This window comes from Enterococcus sp. UD-01 (assembly GCF_044909655.1).
GTDB lineage: Bacteria > Bacillota > Bacilli > Lactobacillales > Enterococcaceae > Enterococcus_L.
Genome location: NZ_JBIYEU010000010.1, coordinates 74,515 through 97,765, shown reverse-complemented (window position 1 = coordinate 97,765; position 23,251 = coordinate 74,515). Strand labels below are relative to the sequence as shown.

The 23,251-nt window shown below is 39.0% G+C and carries 24 protein-coding genes; 23 read left to right on the top strand and 1 reads right to left on the bottom strand.

The window, feature by feature from the left end:
- Window positions 1–89: 89 nt before the first annotated feature.
- From atpF to ABH902_RS09900, 11 genes are all read left to right on the top strand, one after another.
- Window positions 90–617: a F0F1 ATP synthase subunit B gene (atpF, locus tag ABH902_RS09950; RefSeq protein WP_404590565.1), complete on the top strand. Its 528-nt coding sequence runs from the start codon at window positions 90–92 to the stop codon at window positions 615–617.
- Window positions 604–1,146: an ATP synthase F1 subunit delta gene (gene atpH, locus ABH902_RS09945; protein WP_154778262.1), complete on the top strand. Its 543-nt coding sequence runs from the start codon at window positions 604–606 to the stop codon at window positions 1,144–1,146. Before atpF ends, atpH begins: the two co-directional genes overlap by 14 nt.
- Before the next feature lie 28 nt (window positions 1,147–1,174).
- Complete coding sequence (gene atpA, locus ABH902_RS09940) at window positions 1,175–2,731, top strand: F0F1 ATP synthase subunit alpha (RefSeq protein WP_404590564.1); 1,557 nt, start codon at window positions 1,175–1,177, stop codon at window positions 2,729–2,731.
- Window positions 2,732–2,747: 16 nt separating this feature from the next.
- Entirely contained in the window at window positions 2,748–3,659 is a 912-nt protein-coding gene (locus ABH902_RS09935; protein WP_404590563.1) for a F0F1 ATP synthase subunit gamma, read from the top strand.
- A 153-nt stretch (window positions 3,660–3,812) separates the two neighbouring features.
- Complete coding sequence (gene atpD, locus ABH902_RS09930; RefSeq protein WP_404590562.1) at window positions 3,813–5,219, top strand: F0F1 ATP synthase subunit beta; 1,407 nt, start codon at window positions 3,813–3,815, stop codon at window positions 5,217–5,219.
- A 16-nt stretch (window positions 5,220–5,235) separates the two neighbouring features.
- Window positions 5,236–5,655 carry a F0F1 ATP synthase subunit epsilon gene (locus tag ABH902_RS09925; protein WP_404590561.1) on the top strand — a complete coding sequence of 140 codons (420 nt, stop codon included), beginning with the start codon at window positions 5,236–5,238 and terminating at the stop codon, window positions 5,653–5,655.
- Window positions 5,656–5,848: 193 nt separating this feature from the next.
- On the top strand, window positions 5,849–6,085 hold the full coding sequence (locus ABH902_RS09920) for a DUF1146 family protein (RefSeq protein WP_404590560.1): 237 nt from the start codon (window positions 5,849–5,851) through the stop codon (window positions 6,083–6,085).
- 104 nt (window positions 6,086–6,189) lie between these two features.
- A complete protein-coding gene (murA, locus tag ABH902_RS09915) occupies window positions 6,190–7,488 on the top strand; it encodes a UDP-N-acetylglucosamine 1-carboxyvinyltransferase (RefSeq protein WP_404590559.1) in 1,299 nt (432 codons plus the stop codon).
- Between the two features lie 15 nt (window positions 7,489–7,503).
- A complete protein-coding gene (locus tag ABH902_RS09910) occupies window positions 7,504–7,683 on the top strand; it encodes a DNA-directed RNA polymerase subunit beta (protein WP_404590558.1) in 180 nt (59 codons plus the stop codon).
- A gap of 172 nt (window positions 7,684–7,855) precedes the next feature.
- On the top strand, window positions 7,856–8,206 hold the full coding sequence (locus ABH902_RS09905; protein WP_404590557.1) for a PTS glucitol/sorbitol transporter subunit IIA: 351 nt from the start codon (window positions 7,856–7,858) through the stop codon (window positions 8,204–8,206).
- 14 nt (window positions 8,207–8,220) lie between these two features.
- A complete protein-coding gene (locus ABH902_RS09900; protein ID WP_404590556.1) occupies window positions 8,221–9,393 on the top strand; it encodes an AI-2E family transporter in 1,173 nt (390 codons plus the stop codon).
- Between the two features lie 40 nt (window positions 9,394–9,433).
- Here the strand turns inward: ABH902_RS09900 and ABH902_RS09895 are convergent, their stop codons facing one another.
- Window positions 9,434–10,054: an FMN-dependent NADH-azoreductase gene (locus ABH902_RS09895; protein WP_404590555.1), complete on the bottom strand. Its 621-nt coding sequence runs from the start codon at window positions 10,052–10,054 to the stop codon at window positions 9,434–9,436.
- Window positions 10,055–10,408: 354 nt separating this feature from the next.
- Here ABH902_RS09895 and licT point away from each other — a divergent pair, with 354 nt between their 5' ends.
- From licT to ABH902_RS09835, 12 genes are all read left to right on the top strand, one after another.
- Window positions 10,409–11,251 (top strand): BglG family transcription antiterminator LicT, encoded by an 843-nt coding sequence (gene licT / locus ABH902_RS09890; protein WP_404590591.1) that lies wholly within the window; start codon window positions 10,409–10,411, stop codon window positions 11,249–11,251.
- A 181-nt stretch (window positions 11,252–11,432) separates the two neighbouring features.
- Window positions 11,433–13,304, top strand: a complete 1,872-nt coding sequence (locus ABH902_RS09885) for a beta-glucoside-specific PTS transporter subunit IIABC (protein ID WP_404590554.1) — start codon at window positions 11,433–11,435, stop codon at window positions 13,302–13,304.
- 49 nt (window positions 13,305–13,353) lie between these two features.
- Window positions 13,354–14,799, top strand: coding sequence for a glycoside hydrolase family 1 protein (locus ABH902_RS09880; protein ID WP_404590553.1), 1,446 nt, complete (start codon window positions 13,354–13,356; stop codon window positions 14,797–14,799).
- Between the two features lie 114 nt (window positions 14,800–14,913).
- Window positions 14,914–15,495 (top strand): guanylate kinase, encoded by a 582-nt coding sequence (locus tag ABH902_RS09875; RefSeq protein ID WP_404590552.1) that lies wholly within the window; start codon window positions 14,914–14,916, stop codon window positions 15,493–15,495.
- A 119-nt stretch (window positions 15,496–15,614) separates the two neighbouring features.
- Entirely contained in the window at window positions 15,615–16,250 is a 636-nt protein-coding gene (locus tag ABH902_RS09870; RefSeq protein ID WP_404590551.1) for a TetR/AcrR family transcriptional regulator, read from the top strand.
- A 221-nt stretch (window positions 16,251–16,471) separates the two neighbouring features.
- Window positions 16,472–17,623, top strand: a complete 1,152-nt coding sequence (locus ABH902_RS09865) for an efflux RND transporter periplasmic adaptor subunit (protein ID WP_404590550.1) — start codon at window positions 16,472–16,474, stop codon at window positions 17,621–17,623.
- Between the two features lie 11 nt (window positions 17,624–17,634).
- Window positions 17,635–18,345, top strand: coding sequence for an ABC transporter ATP-binding protein (locus tag ABH902_RS09860; protein ID WP_404590549.1), 711 nt, complete (start codon window positions 17,635–17,637; stop codon window positions 18,343–18,345).
- Window positions 18,342–19,577, top strand: a complete 1,236-nt coding sequence (locus ABH902_RS09855) for an ABC transporter permease (RefSeq protein ID WP_404590548.1) — start codon at window positions 18,342–18,344, stop codon at window positions 19,575–19,577. The genes ABH902_RS09860 and ABH902_RS09855 overlap by 4 nt, the downstream gene beginning before the upstream one ends.
- Before the next feature lie 240 nt (window positions 19,578–19,817).
- Complete coding sequence (locus ABH902_RS09850) at window positions 19,818–20,645, top strand: VOC family protein (protein ID WP_404590547.1); 828 nt, start codon at window positions 19,818–19,820, stop codon at window positions 20,643–20,645.
- Between the two features lie 20 nt (window positions 20,646–20,665).
- Complete coding sequence (locus ABH902_RS09845; protein ID WP_404590546.1) at window positions 20,666–21,691, top strand: serine hydrolase domain-containing protein; 1,026 nt, start codon at window positions 20,666–20,668, stop codon at window positions 21,689–21,691.
- 62 nt (window positions 21,692–21,753) lie between these two features.
- A complete protein-coding gene (manA, locus tag ABH902_RS09840; protein ID WP_404590545.1) occupies window positions 21,754–22,722 on the top strand; it encodes a mannose-6-phosphate isomerase, class I in 969 nt (322 codons plus the stop codon).
- A 143-nt stretch (window positions 22,723–22,865) separates the two neighbouring features.
- Window positions 22,866–23,174, top strand: coding sequence for an antibiotic biosynthesis monooxygenase family protein (locus tag ABH902_RS09835; protein ID WP_404590544.1), 309 nt, complete (start codon window positions 22,866–22,868; stop codon window positions 23,172–23,174).
- The last annotated feature ends 77 nt before the right edge of the window (window positions 23,175–23,251 follow it).

Sequence of the window (23,251 nt, the reverse complement as noted above, 5' to 3'; positions counted from 1 at the left end):
TAAAATAGTTCAAGGTCAAAAAAGAAGTAAAAGGTGCTTCAATTAAGTGAAGCACAACGGAAATTGCAGAGAAAGGAAGTTGAAACTTCATGCTAGATCATTTAGTAATTGGCGAAGCAGGCCCAAGCACAACACTAGGAACGATTATTGTTGTCAGCGGCGCTTTTCTAATATTAATGCTTCTTATCAAGAAATTTGCTTGGGAAGCAATTACTGACATGTTACAAAAACGTGAAGATAAAATCGCCAATGATTTAGATTCTGCAGAAAAATCTCGAATAGCAGCGGCAAAACTGGAAGAAGAACGTCAAAAGAAATTGCTTTCTTCTAAATCAGAAGCAGCCGATATTCTTAAACAAGCGAAAGAGAGTGGAGACAAAAATCGTCAAAAAATCTTAACAGAAACCAAAGCAGAAGTATCTCAGCTGCGTGAAAAAGCACGTCAGGATATTTCTCAAGAACATGAAGCAGCAATGGCTTCTGTCAAAGATGAAGTAGCGAGCCTGTCTTTACAAATTGCAGAAAAAATCTTAAACAAAGAATTGACGCCGGAAGCGCACGACTCTTTAATCAATTCTTATATTGAAGGTTTAGGTAAGTCAAATGAAGCTCGATAAATATACAGTAGGTAAACGCTACGGTAAAGCCTTGTTTGAATTGGCGATTGAAAAACAAGAGATCGATAGCATTTATCAAGATCTGCTGACTTTAAGAGAAGTATATCATGAGGTGCCCGGTCTAGGAGATATCTTAAGTGATGTCCGCTTGGAACCTTATGAAAAAGACGAGATTATGAATCGTCTGGTATCCGGCTTTGAAGGCACGGTTAAAAACTTTTTATTAGTTGTTTACAATTATTCACGCATGAATGATTTACTGCTGATGATTGATGAATACGAAAAAAGATATGATGAGCATAAAAGTCTATTGTTGGGAACTGCCTTAACCGCCGTTCCACTAACAAAAGAACAGCATCAACAATTAGAAACAAAAGCAGCCGCACTTTTAGGTTATGAACAAGCGAACTTAATTAATCTGATCGACCCGAGTATCGTGGGCGGCGTAATTATTGAAGCCAATCATAAAGTAATCGACGGCAGTATCCATAAACAACTAGAACGAATCCAAGAATTGTTATTAAAATAACGTTCAGCACAATAAAGAGGTGAATTGAATGGCTATCAAAGCAGAAGAAATCAGTGCCTTGATTAAAGAACAGATCGAAAATTATCAGCAAGAACTAGCCGTTGAAGAAATCGGAACTGTAACGTACGTAGGTGACGGTATTGCCCGTGCGCATGGTTTAGAAAACGCGATGAGCGGAGAGCTGCTTGAATTTTCAAATGGTTCATACGGAATGGCACAGAATTTAGAAACAAATGATGTCGGTATTATCATTTTAGGTGATTTTGAAACGATTCGAGAAGGGGACAAAGTAAAACGAACGGGTAAAATCATGGAAGTACCGGTCGGTGAAGCAATGATCGGCCGTGTCGTTAATCCATTAGGTCAACCTGTAGACGGACTTGGCGAAATCAAAACGGACAAAACACGTCCAGTTGAAGCCGCAGCCCCAGGCGTTATGCAAAGAAAATCAGTTGATCAACCAATGCAAACAGGGCTAAAAGCGATTGATGCTCTTGTACCAATTGGCCGCGGACAACGTGAACTTGTTATCGGTGACCGTAAGACAGGTAAAACATCCATTGCGATTGATACGATCATTAATCAAAAAGGACAAGATGTTATTTGTATTTATGTCGCTATTGGTCAAAAAGAATCTACGGTTCGTAACCAAGTAGAAACACTTAGAGCTTTCGGCGCGTTGGATTATACAATTATCGTTACTGCGGGCGCTTCACAGCCAGCACCATTATTATACATTGCTCCTTATGCTGGAACTGCAATGGGTGAAGAATTCATGTACAACGGCAAGCATGTATTAATCGTGTTTGATGATTTGTCAAAACAAGCCGTTGCTTATCGTGAACTTTCCTTATTACTACGTCGTCCGCCAGGTCGGGAAGCTTACCCAGGGGATGTTTTCTACCTACATTCTCGCTTGTTGGAACGTGCAGCTAAATTAAGTGATGAGTTAGGCGGCGGTTCAATGACTGCTTTGCCATTCGTTGAAACACAAGCCGGTGATATTTCCGCGTATATTCCAACGAACGTTATCTCTATTACAGATGGTCAAATTTTCTTGGAAAGCGATTTGTTCTATGCAGGAACACGTCCGGCCGTTGATGCAGGTCTTTCTGTATCCCGTGTTGGTGGCTCCGCTCAAATCAAAGCTATGAAAAAAGTGGCTGGTACTCTTCGTCTGGATCTTGCAAGCTACCGCGAATTGGAAGCTTTCACTCAGTTTGGTTCTGACTTAGATGCAGCAACACAAGCGAAATTAAATCGCGGCCGCAGAACAGTAGAGATTCTTAAACAAAAACTACACGCACCATTAGCTGTAGAAAAACAAGTAGTCATTTTATACGCGTTGACTCACGGCTTTTTAGACAGCATCAGTGTAGCGAAAATTTTGGACTTTGAAAGTGAATTATTTGAATACTTAGATGGCAAGCATCCTGAACTATTTGAAACGATTCGCACAACCAAAGATTTACCAGAAGCAGCAGATTTAGATGCAGCAATCAATGAGTTCAAAGAAATTTTCACTGCTTCAAATACAGAAGAAAATCCAGCAAAAGCAACACTTGAATCAATCCAAAACGCATAAAGAGAGGTGACAAACATTGGGTGCTTCATTAAATGAAATCAAACAACGCATTGCTTCCACTAAGAAAACCAGTCAGATTACCAATGCCATGCAAATGGTTTCCGGCGCTAAGTTGACTAAATCAGAAGCAGCTTCTAAAAGCTTTCAAGAATATGCGTCAAAAATCCGCTCGATTGTCACACATCTCGTTGCTGCTCAATTAACCGATTTAGAAGAAGTAGGAGCATATGCTGGTAGCGGTGTAAACGACTATCACGCGATGCTGACTTCAAGACCTGTCCAAAAAACAGGCTATATCGTTATTACCTCAGACAAAGGACTTGTCGGCGGTTATAACAGCTCCATCTTGAAACAAACCATGAAAATGATTCAAGACGATCATAAGTCACAGGATGAATTTGTTTTAATTGCCATTGGCGGAACAGGGGCAGACTTTTTCAAAGCTCGCGGCATAAATATTGCATACGAGCTTCGAGGATTGTCTGACCAGCCAAGTTTTGACGAGGTTAGAAAAATTGTTTCAGCGGCAACCACTATGTATGAAAATGAAGTGTTTGATGAATTGTACGTTTGTTACAACCATCATATCAATTCTTTAACAAGTCAGTTCCGTGTAGAAAAAATGCTGCCGATTTCAGACTTGGACCCAGAAGAAGCGACCACATACGAGCAGGAATATATTTTGGAACCTTCAGAAGAAGCGATTCTTGATAATTTATTACCGCAATATGCTGAAAGCTTAATTTACGGGGCCATTATTGATGCAAAAACAGCTGAACATGCTGCAGGGATGACAGCGATGAAAACAGCTACTGATAATGCTCAAAATATTATCAACGATTTAACAATTTCATATAACCGTGCCCGTCAAGGTGCGATTACCCAAGAAATTACTGAAATTGTTGCAGGTGCAGCGGCACTGGAATAAGAAACAAGGTTAAAGACTATAGCTTTAAAGAAATTTAAGGCTTTATCACAACCTCTTAAATGGTTTAAAGATATTAACGAGTAAGGTAGAAATTTTCTATTTTACTTAGATAATATTTTTACAACCTCTTTAAAAGAAATGGAGGAAAGAAACATGAGTTCAGGAAAGATTGTTGAAGTAATCGGTCCCGTTGTTGACGTGGAATTTTCACTAGATCAATCCTTACCAGATATTAATAATGCTCTTGTCGTTTATAAAAACGGCGAGCAAAAACAAAAAGTCGTACTAGAAGTTGCTTTAGAGCTAGGTGACGGTGTTATTCGGTCGATCGCTATGGAATCAACCGATGGCTTACAACGCGGTATGGAAGTCATTGATACTGGCAAACCTATTTCAGTGCCTGTCGGAAAAGAAACTCTAGGTCGTGTATTTAACGTATTGGGCGATACTATTGACCTGGAAGCTCCTTTCCCGGAAGACGCTGAACGCAGTGGTATTCATAAAAAAGCACCGGCTTTTGATGAATTAAGTACAAGTAATGAAATTTTGGAAACTGGGATCAAAGTTATTGACCTTTTAGCCCCTTATTTAAAAGGTGGGAAAGTTGGTCTGTTCGGTGGTGCCGGTGTTGGTAAAACAGTACTAATTCAGGAACTAATTCACAATATTGCCCAAGAACACGGCGGGATTTCAGTCTTCACCGGTGTTGGGGAACGGACTCGTGAAGGGAACGACCTTTACTTTGAAATGAAAGAGTCTGGCGTTATCGAAAAAACAGCCATGGTGTTCGGACAAATGAATGAGCCGCCTGGTGCGCGTATGCGTGTTGCGTTAACAGGTTTAACCATTGCAGAGTACTTCCGTGATGTAGAAGGTCAGGATGTATTATTATTTATCGATAATATCTTCCGCTTTACTCAAGCAGGTTCAGAAGTTTCTGCCCTTTTAGGACGGATGCCTTCAGCCGTAGGGTATCAACCAACCTTGGCAACTGAAATGGGTCAATTACAAGAACGTATTACGTCAACGAAAAAAGGCTCCATTACTTCTATCCAAGCGATCTATGTACCAGCCGATGACTATACTGACCCGGCTCCGGCTACAGCCTTCGCCCATTTGGATGCGACAACCAACTTGGAACGTCGCTTAACAGAACAAGGGATTTATCCAGCTGTGGATCCATTGGCTTCTTCTTCTAGTGCCTTGGCGCCAGAGATCGTTGGTGAAGAACATTACGCTGTAGCGACAGAGGTACAGCATGTATTGCAGCGTTACCGTGAATTACAAGATATTATTGCTATTTTAGGGATGGATGAATTATCCGATCAAGAGAAAGTATTAGTAGGACGTGCTCGTCGGATTCAATTCTTCTTATCACAAAACTTTAACGTAGCTGAACAATTTACTGGTCAGCCAGGTTCTTATGTACCTGTTGCTGAAACTGTAAAAGGGTTTAAAGAAATTCTTGAAGGTAAATATGATAATCTTCCGGAAGAAGCTTTCCGCAGTGTCGGTAAAATCGAGGATGTTGTAGAAAAAGCCAAAACGCTAAGCTATTAAAAGGAGGAAAAGCAGCATGGATTATTTAACGGTCAATGTAGTGACTCCTAATGGCTTGGTATATGATCATAGAGCAGCGATTGTTGTGGCAAAAACAACAGACGGAGAAATTGGTATTTTGCCGAAGCATGCTCCAATTATCGTTCCTTTAGCAATTGATGAAGTTCGTGTGAAACGAACAGATTCTGATACTCACGTGGACTGGATTGCTGTGAACGGCGGAATCATGGAAGTCAGAGATAATGTGGTTTCCATCATTGCCGATAGTGCAGAACGTGAAAGAGATATTGATGTTTCTCGGGCAGAACGTGCTAAACAGCGTGCAGAACGAATGATTGCTGAAGCGAAAGAACATGCCAATAAAGATGAATTACGCCGGGCAACAGTTGCTCTTCACAGAGCCATTAACCGGATTAATGTGTCAAAACATACTTAACCCAAAGAATAAGCTGGAATTCACGAGGTTTATCACTAAATTTCGTGGATTTCTTCTTATCTATTTTTTTACATAATTACTGAAAACAAGAATGAATATTTTTTGTTTTAGTCATCTTATGATACACTGTCGTTATAGGAAAAAATATAGAAATATAAAAGTAGTAATTTTCATTTAATTGAAGGAGAAAGATATGCAATATTACGGAATTGATGCGCTGGTTCGCATGGTTTGTCATGCTCTATTTATTTATTTGAGCTTTTGGGCGATGCAATCTTTACGCGTAGAGCAATTTTTTAAAGCCTATCAGACTTCTCAGATCCGTTTGCTGATTGTATTTATTTCAATCGCTATTGGCTATACGGTTAGTTCTTTTTTCTTAGAATTTATCGCATTATGCCGCAATTTATTCATCGTTTTTTTTCCATAAATAGTCGCAAAAAAATAAAAGGTACTATTTGTTGTTGAATAGTGGTATAATAGAAAAGATTTTGGATTTGTATATCCAATTCTAACTTTTTTGGGGGGAACAAAATGGAACAGATTATTGTTCATGGTGGTAACCAATTAAAAGGAACTGTGAAGATCGAAGGGGCTAAAAATGCTGTATTACCCATTTTAGCTGCATCCCTGTTAGCGGAAGAAGGCGTTACAACACTAAAGAACGTCCCAATCCTTTCAGATGTATTTACAATGAACCAAGTAATTAAACATTTAAATGTCGATATTGATTTTAAAGAAGAATTAAACCAAGTGACTATTGATGCAACTAAAACCCTTGGTATTGAAGCAAATTATGAATACGTAAGTCAAATGAGAGCTTCTATTGTTGTGATGGGACCGCTCTTAGCGCGTAATGGTCATGCGAAAGTAGCTATGCCCGGCGGTTGTGCGATCGGCAAACGTCCGATTGACTTACATTTAAAAGGTTTTCAAGCACTTGGTGCAACGATTATCCAAGAAAATGGGTATATCGAAGCAATTGCAGATGAATTAATCGGCGATACGATCTATTTGGATTTTCCAAGTGTTGGTGCAACGCAAAATATTATGATGGCTGCGGTAAAAGCAAAAGGCACCACGATCATCGAAAATGTTGCCAGAGAGCCTGAAATTGTTGATTTAGCGAATATCCTTAATAAAATGGGCGCTAAAATCTTCGGAGCCGGTACAGAAATGATGCGTATTGAAGGTGTAGACAAGCTTCATGCTGTTGAGCATTCCATCGTTCAAGACCGAATTGAAGCTGGAACCTTTATGGTGGCAGCAGCGATGACTGAAGGCGATGTGCTCATCGAAGAAGCGATTCCTGAACACAATCGTCCTCTTATTTCAAAATTAACGGAAATGGGTGCTGTTATTCGGGAAGAGCAAGGCGGACTTCGGGTGATCGGTCCTAAGGTAATTAAACCAACAGACATCAAAACATTGCCGCATCCAGGATTTCCAACGGATATGCAGGCGCAAATGACCGCAATGCAAGTCGTGGCTCAAGGGTCAAGCGTTGTAACGGAAACTGTATTTGAAAATCGTTTCCAACATTTAGAAGAAATGCAAAGAATGAATGCGAATGTCAAAATTGACGGTAATATTGCTATTATTAACGGCAGCCAAGCGATTCAAGGAGCTGCAGTCGAAGCGACTGATTTACGTGCAGCCGCTGCATTGATTTTAGTCGGTTTGCGTGCCAACGGTATTACACGTGTTTCACATTTGGAGTATTTAGATCGTGGCTATTATAAATTCCATGAGAAGCTGCAAAAGCTTGGTGCAAAAGTGGAGCGCGTCAATGATGATCAAGTTGTTGAAAAGAAATTGTCTACTGTTAGGTAAAAAGGGGAATGAAATATGAGTTCGACACGCTATATTGTAGTGACTTTGTTGAAAATATTAGTAGTGATTGCTTTAGTTGTCATTTTATTTGTGGCTGGTACGATGATCGGTTATGGAGTAATTGGCGGGGGCGATCCCAAAGATGTGTTTAAAGAAGAAATTTGGACTCATATTTTAGACTTTTTTAAAGGCTAACTAACAAGAGAAAAGCGAGTAAAGATAAGCCGCATAGCTGCCTATTTTTACTCGTTTTTTTATTTTTGTAAAATCTTGAACTGAAGCTGGATTTAAGGAGATGAAATAGTCGAATAAGAAAAATTTTCTATGTTATAATATAAGTGAGTATATGTTAGGAGGTCAATAGTTTATGAAAGCAGTGGTTACGGAAATTGGTGCCCATGCACTGGATGAAAAAGAACCAATGATTATTTTATTTGGCGAAAGTGCAACGGAGGGGTTAAAAGAATATTCTGTCATTCAAAAGCTTCAAGAAAATGAGCCTTTTGAAATAAAAGCAGGTGGCATACTGAAAATTGACGATCAGGAATATCAGATTCGTCATGTAGGACCATTTGCGAATGCAAATTTAAACAGCATTGCCCATGCAACCTTAGTTTTTGATGAAGTACCTGAGGAAGACGGAATCGTCAATGGTATTTATCTTTCTCCGCAAAATCTGCCTGTTATTCAAGTTGGTACAGTTATAGAATATAAATAATTGGAGGCGTTTAAATGGAGCAAAAAGAAAAGGGAAAACGTCTTTCCTGGTTTTGGCGCTGGTTTTTAAACAATCAAGTAGTCACATCGCTATTAATTGTGCTGCTTATTTTACTGATTTTATTAGTCTTTACCAAAGTTTCTTATCTATTTAAGCCGGTTTGGCAATTTATTGCAGTTGTTGGCTTGCCATTAATTATGGCGGGAATTTTATATTATTTAATGAATCCAATTGTCGATTATCTTGAAAAAAAGAATATTTCCCGATTGTGGAGTATCATTGGTCTATTTATCCTTGTAGTCGCCTTGATTATTTGGGGCTTAGTTGTGATTGTACCGAAAATTCAAGAACAGACAGTCAGCTTTGCCAATCATCTGCCACAATATTTAGATACGATTGATAAAACGACACAAGATATTTTAAGTGATCCGTCCTTTGCTCAATTCAGAAGTCAATTAGAGGAAATGGGGGATAAGTTAACTAGTTCATTAGGTGATATTATCCGGAATATCTCAACCTTTACGTTTCAAGGCTTAGGCAGTTTCGTTGGAGCGGTCGCAACAGTGGTTGTAGCGATTATTACGATGCCGTTTATTTTGTTTTACTTGTTGAAGGACGGGAAGCAGTTAGTGCCGTATTTACTGAAGTTTTTACCGAACAAAATGCGTCAGCCAACCTTTAAGGTATTAAGTGAGGTAAATTCGCAAGTCTCTTCTTATATTCGCGGACAGTTAACCGTTGCTTTTGCAGTAGCTGTGATGTTTATTATCGGTTTTTCCTTTATCGGTTTAGATTATGCGATTACTATAGGAATTACTGCTGGTATCCTTAATCTAATTCCTTATTTGGGTTCATTTTTAGCAATGATTCCAGCGGTCTTTTTAGGGATTGTTGGCGGGCCATTTTTGCTTGTGAAGGTATTGATCGTCTTTGTAGTTGAGCAAACGATTGAAGGCAGAGTGATTTCACCGCTTGTGTTGGGAAGTCAGCTGGATATTCATCCGGTTACCATTTTAGTTGTTCTACTAACCTCTGGGAAGTTGTTCGGAGTGGTAGGAGTGATCTTAGGGATTCCTGTCTATGCAGCTGCTAAAGTTGTAATTACGCATATTTTTGAATGGTATAAAGAAGTTTCAAGCTTGTATCATGACGAAGTCGAAACGGTGGAAGAAACAGATAACTCATAAAAAAAACGCTGATACAAAAAGTATCGGCGTTTTTATATAATTAAAATGTTTTACCAAGTTCAGCTGCTTTGTCCAAGGCAGTTCCTAATAATTCTTCTGCTTTTTCTGGGTAATGATCGATTCCTTCAATAAATAATTGATCCACTTGATCAACACCGATGAAGTTTAGAATACCTTTTACATATTGAGAGGCAAAATCTGTTCCTTCGTAGAAGCCGCCATTTGATTGGATGTGAAGAGCTTTTTTACCGTTAGTTAAAGGCTTTGGACCTTCTTCAGTGTATTTGAAGGTTTTGCCGGCAACGTTAATGGTATCAATCCAAGCTTTTAAGCGAGTAGGCACGTTTAAGTTCCATAAAGCATTTGCGATAACGACTTTATCTGAATTCAAGAACTGCTCAGTCAAATCATTGAAACGAGCAATTTTTGTTTGCTGGCTTTCATTTAATGCTGTAAAATCAGTTCCGGTACGTAATGCGCCCCAACCTGATAATAATTCTTCATCAATTTCAGGAACGAAATCAGCATAAACATCTAAAATAGTTACCTCATCTGCTGGATTTTCTACTTGGTAGCTTTCTAGGAATGTGTTTAATGCACGAACAGAACGTGATTCTTCTTTTGTAAGCGGGTGGGCTTTAACAACAAGTAATTTTGACATATGAAATCTCCTTTAAATACGTAAGTATCGATATTTTGTAAACAAAGTTATTTTACTAATAAAAAGTAAGAAAAGCAATCTTTTTGTTTAGAAGTACGAAAAAAATCAGAAAGCTTGCTGAAAATAGAAGAAGAGTCTCCTTTTAGTTATTTTATATTCTTAAAATGAAAATAGAAATTTAAGAATATTAATAGGATTTTTATTTGAAAAGGGTTGCATGCTTATAAGAAAAATGGTATATTATCTTTGTAATAGGATTGTTACTGTTCGGCAGGCAAAACCAGAATCTTCCATAAAAAGATGTGGGTGGATTCTAGGTTTTTTTCATTTGTAGTGGTAAAAGTGGGGTTCATGATGATAATTGAAAAGATTTTGAATAACAACGTTATTATGACAAAGAACGAAGCAGGTGAAGAAATTGTCTGCATGGGTCGTGGCTTGGCTTTTAAAAAAAGTATCGGTGATGTTGTTGACCCAACCTTTGTTGAAAAAGAATTTGTTTTAAAAGACTCCATCACTTCAGGACAATTTCAGCAGCTATTTGCAGATATTCCGGTGGAAGAAGTTGATATTGTTAAAAAAATTGTCGATATCGCTGAAAAGGAACTGGGAATTGAGCTGTCGTCCAATATTTATTTGACCTTGACCGATCATATTCATTACGCGATCGTACGTGCCAAAGAAGGCATTGAAATGCCTAATCCTTTAATGTTTGAAACAAAAAAGTTTTATCCGAAAGAATTTGCGATCGCTAAAAAAGGGGTAGCTTTGATTAAGGAAAAGCTAAACATTGATTTTCCTGATAGTGAAGCCGGTTTTATTGCCTTTCACATTGTGAACAGTGAACAGGCTAACGGCAATATGGAAGTTACGATGTCGGCTACTGAGATGGTTCGTGATATCCTAACGATTATCAGTCGTTACTTTGGCAAGCCATTTGATGAAGAGTCACTTAACTATCAGCGGATTGTTACTCACTTGCAGTATTTCGCTCAACGCTATCTGCAAAATGAAGCTCATGATGAAGAGGATGAATTCTTATATGAGCTGATTCAAAGTAAGTATCCGAAGGCTTTTCAATCAGTTCAAAGAATTAATGATTACTTAGTAAAGAAATACCAAAAGCCAATTGATAAGGCTGAACAAATTTATCTGACGATTCACATTCAACGAGTGGTCGGCGATAAAAATACCTAGTTATTTTATTAAAAATTTATTTCAATCGTAGCGGATTGTTACTGGTTAGCAGGCAAAACCTAGATTGAAAAAACAATTGATTTATCTATAGAATGAAGGCTGTTTTCTGACTATAGGTAAGACTTGTTTTTTCAGTTTAGGTTTTTTTTATATAAAAAAATTATGAAAAGAGGAATCAATGATGAGTAAAAATCAGGAAATTGCCGAACGCGTGTTAACGTTGGTTGGCGGAGAAGACAATGTTCATTCAGTTGTTCATTGTGCAACACGATTACGTTTTAAATTAAAAGACGAAGGTAAAGCAGAAACAGACAAGCTAAAAGCAGATCCAGATGTTATTCAAGTTGTGAAAAGCGGCGGACAATATCAGGTGGTTATCGGCAGTCATGTAAGTGATGTGTACAAAGAACTAATCGCTCATAGCAGCTTGGGAAATGAGTCAGAGGAAGCTTCTGAAGAAAAGGGCGGCAATCTTTTCAATCGCTTGATCGATATTATTTCATCTATTTTCACGCCCTTCTTAGGTGCGATGGCGGGTGTCGGGATTTTAAAGGGCTTCTTAATTTTAGCAACGAATCTTGGTTTGATGACCGCTGATTCCGGCGCGTATCAGATTCTTTATGCAGCTTCCGACGGATTTATGCAATATTTACCATTAGCGTTAGCCTTTACTGCTGCTAAGAAGTTTAAAACGAATCAATATATCTCCTTGGCGATTGCGGCAGCGATGGTTTATCCGGCGATTACCACAGCGGCTGCGGAAGGTGGCTTGGATTTCTTCGGTATTCCGGTCATCATTAATCCGTCCGGTTATATGTCAACCGTTATTCCAATTATCCTAGTTGTTTGGCTACAAAGCTATTTAGAGCGGTTTATTAAAAAGGTTATTCCTCAGGTTGTCCAAATTGTTTTAGTACCATTGCTGACTGTAGTGATCATGGTACCGCTGGCATTTGTTGTAGTTGGTCCGATCGGTACTGTCATTGGTAATGGTTTGGGTGGCTTGTATGCTGGTATTTACAATTTCAGTCCACTAATCGCTGGTGCTGTTATGGGTGGCTTATGGCAAGTATTCGTGATGTTCGGTATGCATTGGGGCTTTGTACCAATTATGACCAACAACTTGGCTTTAGCACAATATGACACGATGATTCCGATGCTGTTTGCGCCAGTTATTGCGCAGGCAGGGGCTTCATTGGCAGTCTTCTTTAAGTCAAAAAATGAAAAACGTAAAGCCTTGGCTGTTTCATCAACCATTACTTCTTTATTCGGGATTACTGAGCCTTCTGTTTATGGGATTACCTTGCCATTGAAAAAACCGTTTATCGCAGCTTGTATTAGTGGAGCTGTCGGTGGTGCAATCACTGGTTTCTTCCAAGTGAAAGCTTTCGGAAACATCATGCCAAGTATCTTGGCAATTCCGTCAATGATTAGTAATATTGATGGCGTAGAATCTAACGTAGTGATGGGCATTGTTGGGATTGCAGTTGCCTTTGTTCTAAGTTTTGTTTTAACCCTGATTTTAGGTTTTGATGAAGAAACAGAAGCGACGGCAGCAGAGCCAGCGAAAAAAGAAAACACAGCAACGAATAAAAGTGATAAAATTGTGTTAGCAAGTCCGTTAACCGGAACGATCGTACCATTAGACAAAGTTGAAGATGAAGTCTTTTCATCAGGCGCTTTAGGTAAAGGTATTGCTATTGAGCCTTCTAACGGTGAATTATACGCACCCGCTGATGGGGAAGTAACAACGCTTTTCCCGACCGGACATGCTGTAGGCATCACGACGGTTGATGGTGCTGAAATATTAATGCATATTGGAATGGATACTGTTGAAATGGATGGCGACGGATTTGAACTATTCGTAAAACAAGGCGACACAGTCAAACAAGGAGATCTATTGGTAAAATTCGATATCGAAAAAATTCTGGCAGCTAAGCATCCAGTCGTAACACCGGTTGTTGTGACTAACAGCGGCGACTATCTTGATGTTTTAGATATGAACCAGACAGATGTTTTTCATGGTGAAGATTTCTTAGCTGTTGTTCGCTAGTATATAATAAAAAAGAAAACAGTCCACTGAACTTAAGGAGGAAAATCGAATGTCAAAAACTACTGCATTTCCAAAAGGATTTTTATGGGGCGGCGCAACTGCTGCCAATCAATTGGAAGGAGCCTATTTAGAAGACGGTAAAGGGTTATCCGTTGCTGATGCAATGCCAGGCGGCAAACAACGCTTCCAAGTTTTGGGCAGCGACACATTTAACTGGGAAATTGATGAAGATAAGTATGTTTATCCTAATCACCGTGGGATCGATCATTATCATCGTTTTAAAGAAGATATTGCCTTATTTGCTAAAATGGGCTTTAAATGTTACCGTTTCTCAATTGCCTGGGCAAGAATTTTTCCTAAAGGCGATGAAGCAACACCAAATGAAGCTGGGTTGAAATTTTATGACCAAGTCATTGATGAATGCTTAAAACACAATATTGAACCTGTTATTACAATTTCTCACTATGAAATGCCTTTACACTTAGCCAAAGAATATGGCGGCTGGAAAAATCGTCAATTGATTGATTTCTTCGAAAACTTTGCCAATGTTGTATTGACACGTTATGGTAAAAAAGTGAAATACTGGATGACGTTTAATGAGATTAATTCGGCATTCCATTTCCCAGCCTTAAGCCAAGGAATGGTTAAAGCTACGGGTGCTGGTGATTATCAAAACGTGTTCCAAGCTTGGCATAATCAGTTTGTCGCAAGTGCCAAAGCAGTGAAAATCGGTCACGAAATCAATCCGGATATGCAGATTGGCTGTATGATCATCTATGCAACAACCTATAGTATCGATGCGAATCCGGTTAACCAAATGGCCACTTTAGCTCAAAACCAAGAATTTAACTTCTATTGTACTGATGCTCAGGTGCGTGGAGAATATCCGGCATACCAACAAAGAATGTTCGATAAATACGGCGTTTCTGAATTGGAAATGGGTGCGGATGACTTAGAATTAATGAAGAAATATGCGGTAGATTATATTGGCTTTAGCTATTACATGTCTTCAGCAGTCAATGAAACAGCCGAAGAAGAGGATACTGTCGTTGGAAACTTATTAGGCGGCGTGCGCAATCCATTCTTAGAAGCGAGTGAATGGGGTTGGCAAATTGACCCTGAGGGCTTGCGAATTGCTTTAAATGAGCTATATGATCGTTACCAAAAACCATTGTTTATTGTCGAAAATGGCTTGGGTGCGATTGATAAAGTGGATGAAAATTTCTATGTGGAAGATGATTATCGTATTGATTATCTGCGTCGTCATATTGAAGCAATGGCTGATGCTATTCAAGATGGTGTAGATCTAATGGGCTACACGCCTTGGGGCTGTATTGACCTTGTGAGTGCGTCAACTGGGGAAATGAGCAAGCGTTACGGCTTTATCTACGTTGATTTAGATGATAACGGTGAAGGAACGATGAACCGTTATGAGAAAAAATCATTCAACTGGTATAAACAGGTTATCGCAACCAATGGACAAGATTTAGCATAAATAAGCAACAAAACAAGCAGGGATGTCTGAAGGTAGATGTTCCTGCTTTTGTCATTTTCTTTGAAGTGAAATAGGGTCTTATTGTATAGTTAAGAAAAAAAGAGGAGGACCAAAATGACTACCAACGAATTGAAGCAGCCGTTTTTTGTAATAATTGGTCCCAGCGGTTCCGGTAAAACCAAAGTTTCTGAAGCTGTTTTTCCAGCAAAAACAAAAGTAATTTCTCATACAACACGTCCAAAACGCACGGGTGAAATAGAGGGAAAAGACTATTATTTTAATACGCAGGCTCAATTTGAAGACTTAATCAAACAGAAAGCTTTAGCGGAATATGATTATTATCAAGGTCATTATTACGGGGTGGCTATTGCAGATTTAAGGGAGAAAACAAGCGAGCATTATGCTTATGATGTTTTAACATTGAAAGGCTTCCAAGCAATTCGAACGCTTTTTGGCGCAAAGGTGATTCCGATTTTCTTTGACATTTCCAAAGAGAATGTGCTTGCACGATTAGAGAAGAGAGAAACAGACCCGCAAATCATTCAAACCCGTTTAGCATCGTATGAAACTGAAATGAAACAAAAGGCTCTTCTTCAACAATATCCGAACGTGTTTATGCTTGATGCTAACCAGAGTTTTGAAGATGTAGTGGAGCAGCTAAAAGCGGTGGTACGTCAAGTATTGGACAATCTTTAGACACAGGTTCTGAAGAATGCTAACAAAGATGTAAGTTGATTGATGATTGCTTCTTTGAAATGAAGTGCTATAATGACAGTGTGTCATATGTGAGAAGCGTCCAAAAAGGAGAATGTTCAATGCCTAAGTCCACCTTTTTTCATCTAACAGAAACCAAACGTCAACGGCTTATTGCTGCTGCCAAAGCCGAGTTTTCCAGAGCTTCCTTACAAGAAGCGTCTATAGCTAATATTGTAAAATTAGCTGAAATTCCTCGCGGAAGTTTCTACCAGTATTTTGAGGATAAGGAAGATCTTTATTACTATTATTTTGATTTATTGAGACAAACCAGTAAAAAAGATATTGAAGTTGCTTTAAAAAATGCTGATGGGGATTTATTTAAAGCAGTATCCATCTATTTCTCTAAAATGATTGTAGAAGTATTAACAGGTGAAAATGCGGCGTTTTATAAGCATCTTTTTATGGGCTTGGACTATCGTTTGAGTAAACAGTTGTCGCTTGAATTTTTTCCACAGGACGATCAGGAGCCAAATTGTGAGAGTCATCAGCTTTTAGCGCTGATCGATTGGAGCCGATTAACCGTTCAAGAGCCGCAGGAACAGAGACTTTTGCTGCAAATGTTTCTAACGAATGCTTTTACCTCAATTGCTGATGGCTATCGCCAACTTAGTTTGGATCCCGATTTCAAGGTTGAACAGATCGTCAAACAATTTCAAATAAAATTGAATTGGCTAAAACAAGGTGTTTTTAAATAATATTTTTTAAGCTTTTAATAATAAAGGCAATTCCTGTATCAGCTGATTGGCTGGATAAAGTGCTGGGCAAACGTAGATTTGTCCAACACTTTTTTTGTTTTGAAATAAATGATGACAAAAATGTTAGTTGTGTAACGCTTTATTTAATGGTTAAATGAAAGGATAGGAATATTATCCAATCAAATTTTAATCTTTTATAAAAAGGAGTGGGACAGAGGATTATGAAAAAAAGAACGAAGATTATCATCGGAGTAGTCGCAGTTTTACTGGTAGGATTGTTTATCGTACCTAGACTCTTTTTCGGAGGCAACCAAGAGGTGCCGGTAGATAAAGCAGCAGAAGCAGAAGATTACGGTATTGACTATTTTGAAGTGCCGGATATTGAACAAGTGTATATCAACGGTATTGTACAGCCAGAGCAGTCTGAGGCCTTTGCGAAAGACGAAAAAATGTCAAGCAAGCCCGAAATCAAAGTGAAAAATGGAGATATCGTTGAACCGGAAACAGAATTGTTTACTTATGAAGATAAAGAAATCACAAAAGAAATTGAAACACAAACTAATACCTTGAGCAAGCTCAACACAAAAAAACAAAATATCTACAATAAATGGAATCGCGCTATCGATACTTATAATAAGACCAAAGAAGAAGAACGTACAACGACTGGCGCAGCGATTGATGAACAGCATCAAGCTGAAATCGACAGTGTAGATGAAGAAATTTTCTTTTCCAACGAAACAATTGCGGATCTTTCCACGAAACAGTACATTACGACAAAAGCAAAATTCAAAGGTCGTGTCACTATTCCAGAAGTGAAGGATGCGAATGCACCGATTTTACGTTTAACCTCAGAAGGCTTATATGTGGCTGGTAAAGTGAATGAAAAAGACTTAATGAAAATCGCAGTCGGACAAGAAGCAAATCTCTCAGTGGTTTCTAGCGGTACCAATGTTAAGGGAAAGATTTCCTATATTGACGATAATCCGCCGGAAGCTCAAGCAAATCAAACAGACAGTGAAGCAAGCGGAAGTGGTGCAAGCATGTCTAATTATAATGTGAAATTATCTTTAGACAGTTTAGAAGGGATTAAAAACGGCTATCATATTCAAGCCACCATTAATATAGGTGAAAGTAAGCCAATTGAAATACCGAAAAAAGCTGTTCATGAAGAAGATGGCAAAAAGTATGTCCTTGTAAACGACTTTGGTTCTGTAATTCGCAGAGATGTCCAAGTGAGTGAAGAAAAAGAGGACAAAGTAACCATCAGTTCTGGCTTGGAATCTGCTGACCGTATTATTGTTTCCTCTAAAAAAGCAGTCAAAGAAGGCGATTTGATCGGTGAAACTAATCAAACTGCGGAAACAAAAGAATAGGAGGAGCGAGCATGACAGAACAAGTTCAGACAAAGCAACCTCTTATTCAAATGCAAGGCATCAACAAGTATTTTCCAGCGGGAAAAGAAAAGCTGCATGTTTTAAAATCACTTGATTTGACGATTAATGAAGGAGAATTCATTATGATCATGGGCAAATCAGGGAGCGGCAAAACAACGCTGATGAATATTATCGGCTTTTTGGATCGAATTTCAGATGGCAATTACCTGTTTAAGGGAGAAGATGTTTCCAAGCTGAGTGAAAACAAGAAATCAGAATATCGCAATGAGTATTTGGGCTTCATCTTTCAGCAATTCTTTTTAATTAATTCACTGAACGTTAGTCAAAATGTACAACTGCCGTGTGTCTATGAAGGCAAAAAGAGCAGTGAGGAAAAGCGGAAAATTGCTGAAAAGTATTTGGAAATAGTCGGCTTGGGCAGCAAAACTAAAGCTAAGGTCACTGAACTTTCCGGTGGGCAGCAACAGCGGGTAGCGATTGCTCGATCGCTAGTGAATGATCCGCTGTTGATTATGGCAGATGAACCTACTGGTGCCTTAGACAGTGAAACAGGTGTTGAAATCATGGAATTATTAACGGAATTAAATCGTCAGGGAAAAACAATCGTAATGGTTACGCACGATAGTGATATGAAAAAGTATGCAACCCGTGTTATTCATATGAAAGATGGGAATTTCCTTGAAGAAGAGGTGATTCGATGATAATTAATTTACTGGTCAGCACGCTGTTGAGCCTGCGTGCGCATAAATTACGTGTCTTTTTAACGATGATCGGCATTATTATCGGGATTGCTTCTGTCGTCACTATTTCTACTCTTGGTGAAGGAATGAAAAAGCAGGTTGTTTCTGCTTCTAATGCGCTGAACACCAATGTGGTTAAGCTTCATTATACAATGCATGATGAAAGCTCCTCGGATTATATGGGGTATGAGGAACCAGACTTCACTTTCTCAAAAATCGATATGAAAAAAGTAAGAGATATCGAGGGAGTCGATGAAATTTATCCGCAGTATGGAGACGGTGGACTTGGCGACAACTTGACTTTGTCCATGGATTATTTTGGCGCTAAGGCGAATTTAATGGTTACCTCTAATCGGGGGAATAATCGGATTAAATACGGCCGTGATTTCGACGAGCGTGATCAAAACAAAGACGTGATTATTTTGAATCATAATATTTTTGAAACGGAACTTAATATGGATGATCCGAGCGAATTGATCGGTAAGGCCGTTTCCATTAATGGCTACATGTACAAAGTAATCGGAATTTTGGAGCCGCTCGATTATGAAACTATGACAAATTCCGAAGCGATGTCTTTAGACTGGAATATTGTTTATAGTAGTTTTGTTTCCCGCAGCTCATACAACAAACTGGCGGTTTCAAAATCGATCAGTGGGATTAATTTCAGGCTAAAAGAAGGTGCGGATAAACAGCAGGTGATCGGTGAAGCAGTTAAAATCATGAATGAAAATCATCAAGATGTTAAAGGAATCTTTAAAGAAGATGATCAGGATCAGAAAAATCAAAAGCAAATGGAAGAATCCATTGGCGCAATTACAATGTTTCTCATGGCTGTGACTGCCATTTCGCTATTAGTTGGCGGAATCGGTGTCATGAATATCATGTATGTTTCTGTTACAGAACGGAAACGTGAAATTGGGATTCGTCGTGCCATTGGTGCAAAGCCGCGGATGATTTTGCTGCAGTTTCTACTAGAGGCAGCGTTTATCACTTTATTAGGCGGATTGATCGGTGTGGGATTAGGTTATCTTTTGTCCACCGCTCTCGGTGGTTTCGTAGATATTATCCCTGTAATGACACCATCGATTTTTATCATATCTACTGGCGTTTCTATTTTGACAGGAGTGGTTTTCGGAATTATTCCGGCAATCAGCGCTTCGCGAATGGATCCGATTAAGGCGATCTATAATTAATCTGCATAAATTGTTGAAGAAGGTGTTGAAGCGAGACTCCAACACCTTCTTTCTTTAAACTTTTTCATTGCATTTAAATGAACCAGATAGTTATTTTGGTATGGGTAGTGAATCTGGTTGTTTGAAAAAGGGTATTTCTCAAACAGTCTTACATTATGATGTCAAAAAAGAGCATTTACTTGCTGAAATGGCGGGAGATGTTTAAAATAATAGTGGGAGACATTCGGAGGGGGAAGACGGATGGAGAAGTTTCATTTATCAGAAAATGTATACGTGAAAACTATTGCAATTCGCGTGAAAGATGTAGAGAAAATGATTTACTTTTATAAACATGTGTTGGGATTTGTGTTGAAAATCGAAGAGAATAACCTGTCTATTTTAGGTTCAACAGAAAAGGATAGTCGGTTATTGATTTTAGAAGAGCTGGAAGCAGATGAAGTGTCGTCACAACGACCCTTCTGTTTTTCTTTAGCGATTCCAACAGAAGCTGAATTCGGCAGCCTGTTACGCAGGATTACTTCACATAATTATCCAATTGATAATTCAGCAGAAGTAGATACAAGGAGAAGTATCTTTTTAAAAGATCCGGAAGGCAACGAAATCGAAATCAGCTACCAAAAAGAAGCGGGTGATATGGCTCACTTTGATATTGATGAGCTGCTTCGTCAAAGTGATTTACTGTATTCCAGTCTTTCTGATGGTGTACAGTTTGATCGAATTTACTTGCCTGTCAGCAATCAGCCGAAAAACCATGCCTTTTATCATGAGATGTTGGGTATGGCGGCGGAAGAAAACAATACTGAGCAATTGTCTATGAATAACGGTCATTTTTTTGTTCAATTAACCAAAGGACTGGAAAACGCTGTTCCGTGTAATTCTGACGAAGGTACCTTGGGATTGGACTTTTTTGTTGTTCTATTAAATTGTGAAGCTGAAATGAGCGCATTAAAAGAACATTTGGAAGCTAACCAGCAGGAATTTTTTGTGGATAAGAAACTGACAATTCTGACCATTTATGATCCGAGCAGAATTGAATGGTGGTTTGTGCGTGATGAGCAGTGGATTTAAACAATAGAAGAGGACAAACGATGAAGTATGAAAAAACAAGGAAAAAAATCAAAGAACTAATGCAGGCTGGAGTGTTTTCAGGTGCCAGTTTTTCGTTTATTTCAAAAAATGAATCAGAAGACGCAACCTGGGGCAATGCCAGTATAGAGCCTGTAAAAGAAAAACTTACCAGCTCAATGTTATTTGATGTCGCCTCTTTAACAAAGGTCATTTGTACGACGACGGTTGTGTTGCAGTTGGCGGATGCAGGCAAACTTGAGATCGAGCAATCCTTACAGAGCTATTATCCGGCTTTTGAGGATCAAAAAATAACAATCCGGCATCTTTTGACACATACTGCAGACATCCAAAGCTACATTGAAAATCGTGATCAATTATCTAAAGAAGAGCTGCGTCAGGCCTATACGAAGTTTCAGTCTGGTGCTGCTCTAGGCGAGAAAGTAGCTTATACGGATACCGGGACAATATTACTAGGCTTTATGCTGGAGGAGCTTTATCAAAAAGACGTTATCACTATTTTTAAAGAGCAGGTGCTTGAGCCGCTGGAGATGACAAATAGCTGCTTTTTACCAACAGAATCTGCAAAAATCGTGCCAACTGAAAAGCATCCGGTCAGAGGGCTGATTCGCGGGCAAACGCATGATCCTAAAGCCTTTGTATTAGCAGAACATGCCGGTAATGCTGGATTATTTACCAATGTAGCTGATCTGAAGCATTTCGTGCAAATGTATTTAAACCAAGGCTGTTATCATTCTAAACAAATCTTAAAACCGGCAACAGTCCAAGCGCTTTTAAAGGATCAAACGCCCAACGGCAAAGGTCAGCGTTCCTTAGGCTGGGATTTATTAAACGATTTACAGAATCAGCCACTATTGTTTCATACTGGTTATACTGGAACTTTTTTACTGATGGATGTGCCCCAGCAGGAGGCGTTCATCTTTTTATCCAATCGGGTTCATCCGACGGATAACAAAGATGAATATTTATTGAGCCGAGCTGAATTAATTAAGACGTATTTAATGGAAAAAAATAACGCTTGCAGATGATTCACCATGTGTTTAGTGCTATAATAATGGCGTGAGTTTAATTCGGAAGGGAGTCTCCAACAATGCAGCAACCTTTATTTTTAAAACCTGTATTTCAAGAAAAAATCTGGGGCGGCGATCGTTTACACAGTGTATTCGGCTTTGACTTACCTAGTAACAAGATCGGTGAAGACTGGGCGATCAGCGCTCATCCTCATGGCGTAAGTATCGTTGAAAATGGCGAATTTTCTGGTCAAAAGCTCGATGAGCTATGGCAAAATCATCGGGAACTATTCGGTCATGCCAAAGGAGAGGTTTTTCCATTATTAACTAAAATTTTGGATGCAGAAGATGATTTGTCCGTTCAGGTGCATCCGGATGATACTTATGGTTTAGCTCATGAGGGCGAATTGGGTAAAACGGAATGCTGGTATATCATAGATGCAGAGCCAGGCGCAACGATTATTTATGGTCACAATGCTAAAACACGAGAAGAATTAGCTGAAATGATCGAAGCAGGCCGCTGGGATGATTTGTTAAGAAAAGTACCGGTAAAAAAAGGAGACTTTTTCTACGTACCAAGTGGTACAATTCATGCGATTGGTAAAGGAATCATGATTTTAGAAACACAGCAAAGCAGCGACACGACATATCGCGTCTACGATTACGACCGTAAAGATGATCATGGACAAACAAGAGAATTACACATCCAGCAATCAGTAGATGTTACAACTGTGCCGGCGCAGAATGCTCAGTTAACCATTCAACAGCATAATCAGGGACAGTCAAGTGTTATTACGTATTTGAAAACAGCCTTTTTCAACGTGTACGAATGGCAGGTAAATGGCGTCTTGAAATTAAATCAACAAGCGCCATACACTTTGGCAACAGTCGTTGACGGTGTAGGGACTCTGATTATTGAAGATGACTTACAGTCAGAGCGCTATGAGTTGGTCAAAGGAACAAGCTTTATTTTGCCAACCGGAATTAATAAATGGCGTCTTGAAGGTGATTTGACAATTATTGCCTCAGAGCCGGGCGCTGAAGCTTAATAAAATAAGGTGCGGAATGAGAGGTGTGGCCTTTCGTTTCGCATTTTTTTACGTATACATAATGGGAAAAAATGTAGTATAATTGATAGTGATAATCATTATCATTAGAAGGTGGCTATTTTAAAAAGAAATGGGGAGAGTAAATGTATGTTCAATCGGTGACATTTGTCGTGAAAAAAGAGGGGAAAGAACGTTTCGAAGAGAAAACGAAAAAAGATGTAGCATCAATGTTGGAAAGAGAGGACTGTTTATCTAGCGAATGCTGGTTTGCGGAAACGAAGGACAGCTGTGAATTTGTGCTTGTTTCCAAGTGGCAAGACAAAAAAGCGTTTCAAGCATGGCTGAAACGTCCGGAACATCTGCAGCAGCATCGGGAAGCGCATAAAAATAAAGAGGCTAAGCCAAGTATCGTCCTTGAAAAGATTGGCAAAGGCTACACTATCTTAAGCTGAGTTTTTAGCTTTTCATAGAAAAAAGATGAGCAAGAGCTGTTTGTAGTGACCCCAAAAAGTTAGACCTGAAAATCTAA

What these genes read in the sequence shown, in the direction of transcription:
- licT (WP_404590591.1), top strand. Translation starts at nt 10,409, where the DNA reads ATGATAATTGAAAAGATTTTGAATAACAACGTTATTATGACAAAGAAC.
- ABH902_RS09835 (WP_404590544.1), top strand. Translation starts at nt 22,866, where the DNA reads ATGTATGTTCAATCGGTGACATTTGTCGTGAAAAAAGAGGGGAAAGAA.
- ABH902_RS09900 (WP_404590556.1), top strand. Translation starts at nt 8,221, where the DNA reads ATGGAGCAAAAAGAAAAGGGAAAACGTCTTTCCTGGTTTTGGCGCTGG.
- ABH902_RS09850 (WP_404590547.1), top strand. Translation starts at nt 19,818, where the DNA reads ATGGAGAAGTTTCATTTATCAGAAAATGTATACGTGAAAACTATTGCA.
- ABH902_RS09920 (WP_404590560.1), top strand. Translation starts at nt 5,849, where the DNA reads ATGCAATATTACGGAATTGATGCGCTGGTTCGCATGGTTTGTCATGCT.
- murA (WP_404590559.1), top strand. Translation starts at nt 6,190, where the DNA reads ATGGAACAGATTATTGTTCATGGTGGTAACCAATTAAAAGGAACTGTG.
- ABH902_RS09885 (WP_404590554.1), top strand. Translation starts at nt 11,433, where the DNA reads ATGAGTAAAAATCAGGAAATTGCCGAACGCGTGTTAACGTTGGTTGGC.
- ABH902_RS09880 (WP_404590553.1), top strand. Translation starts at nt 13,354, where the DNA reads ATGTCAAAAACTACTGCATTTCCAAAAGGATTTTTATGGGGCGGCGCA.
- manA (WP_404590545.1), top strand. Translation starts at nt 21,754, where the DNA reads ATGCAGCAACCTTTATTTTTAAAACCTGTATTTCAAGAAAAAATCTGG.
- atpF (WP_404590565.1), top strand. Translation starts at nt 90, where the DNA reads ATGCTAGATCATTTAGTAATTGGCGAAGCAGGCCCAAGCACAACACTA.
- ABH902_RS09910 (WP_404590558.1), top strand. Translation starts at nt 7,504, where the DNA reads ATGAGTTCGACACGCTATATTGTAGTGACTTTGTTGAAAATATTAGTA.
- atpD (WP_404590562.1), top strand. Translation starts at nt 3,813, where the DNA reads ATGAGTTCAGGAAAGATTGTTGAAGTAATCGGTCCCGTTGTTGACGTG.
- ABH902_RS09845 (WP_404590546.1), top strand. Translation starts at nt 20,666, where the DNA reads ATGAAGTATGAAAAAACAAGGAAAAAAATCAAAGAACTAATGCAGGCT.
- atpH (WP_154778262.1), top strand. Translation starts at nt 604, where the DNA reads ATGAAGCTCGATAAATATACAGTAGGTAAACGCTACGGTAAAGCCTTG.
- ABH902_RS09860 (WP_404590549.1), top strand. Translation starts at nt 17,635, where the DNA reads ATGACAGAACAAGTTCAGACAAAGCAACCTCTTATTCAAATGCAAGGC.
- ABH902_RS09855 (WP_404590548.1), top strand. Translation starts at nt 18,342, where the DNA reads ATGATAATTAATTTACTGGTCAGCACGCTGTTGAGCCTGCGTGCGCAT.
- ABH902_RS09895 (WP_404590555.1), bottom strand. Translation starts at nt 10,054, where the DNA reads ATGTCAAAATTACTTGTTGTTAAAGCCCACCCGCTTACAAAAGAAGAA.
- atpA (WP_404590564.1), top strand. Translation starts at nt 1,175, where the DNA reads ATGGCTATCAAAGCAGAAGAAATCAGTGCCTTGATTAAAGAACAGATC.
- ABH902_RS09925 (WP_404590561.1), top strand. Translation starts at nt 5,236, where the DNA reads ATGGATTATTTAACGGTCAATGTAGTGACTCCTAATGGCTTGGTATAT.
- ABH902_RS09865 (WP_404590550.1), top strand. Translation starts at nt 16,472, where the DNA reads ATGAAAAAAAGAACGAAGATTATCATCGGAGTAGTCGCAGTTTTACTG.
- ABH902_RS09870 (WP_404590551.1), top strand. Translation starts at nt 15,615, where the DNA reads ATGCCTAAGTCCACCTTTTTTCATCTAACAGAAACCAAACGTCAACGG.
- ABH902_RS09875 (WP_404590552.1), top strand. Translation starts at nt 14,914, where the DNA reads ATGACTACCAACGAATTGAAGCAGCCGTTTTTTGTAATAATTGGTCCC.
- ABH902_RS09905 (WP_404590557.1), top strand. Translation starts at nt 7,856, where the DNA reads ATGAAAGCAGTGGTTACGGAAATTGGTGCCCATGCACTGGATGAAAAA.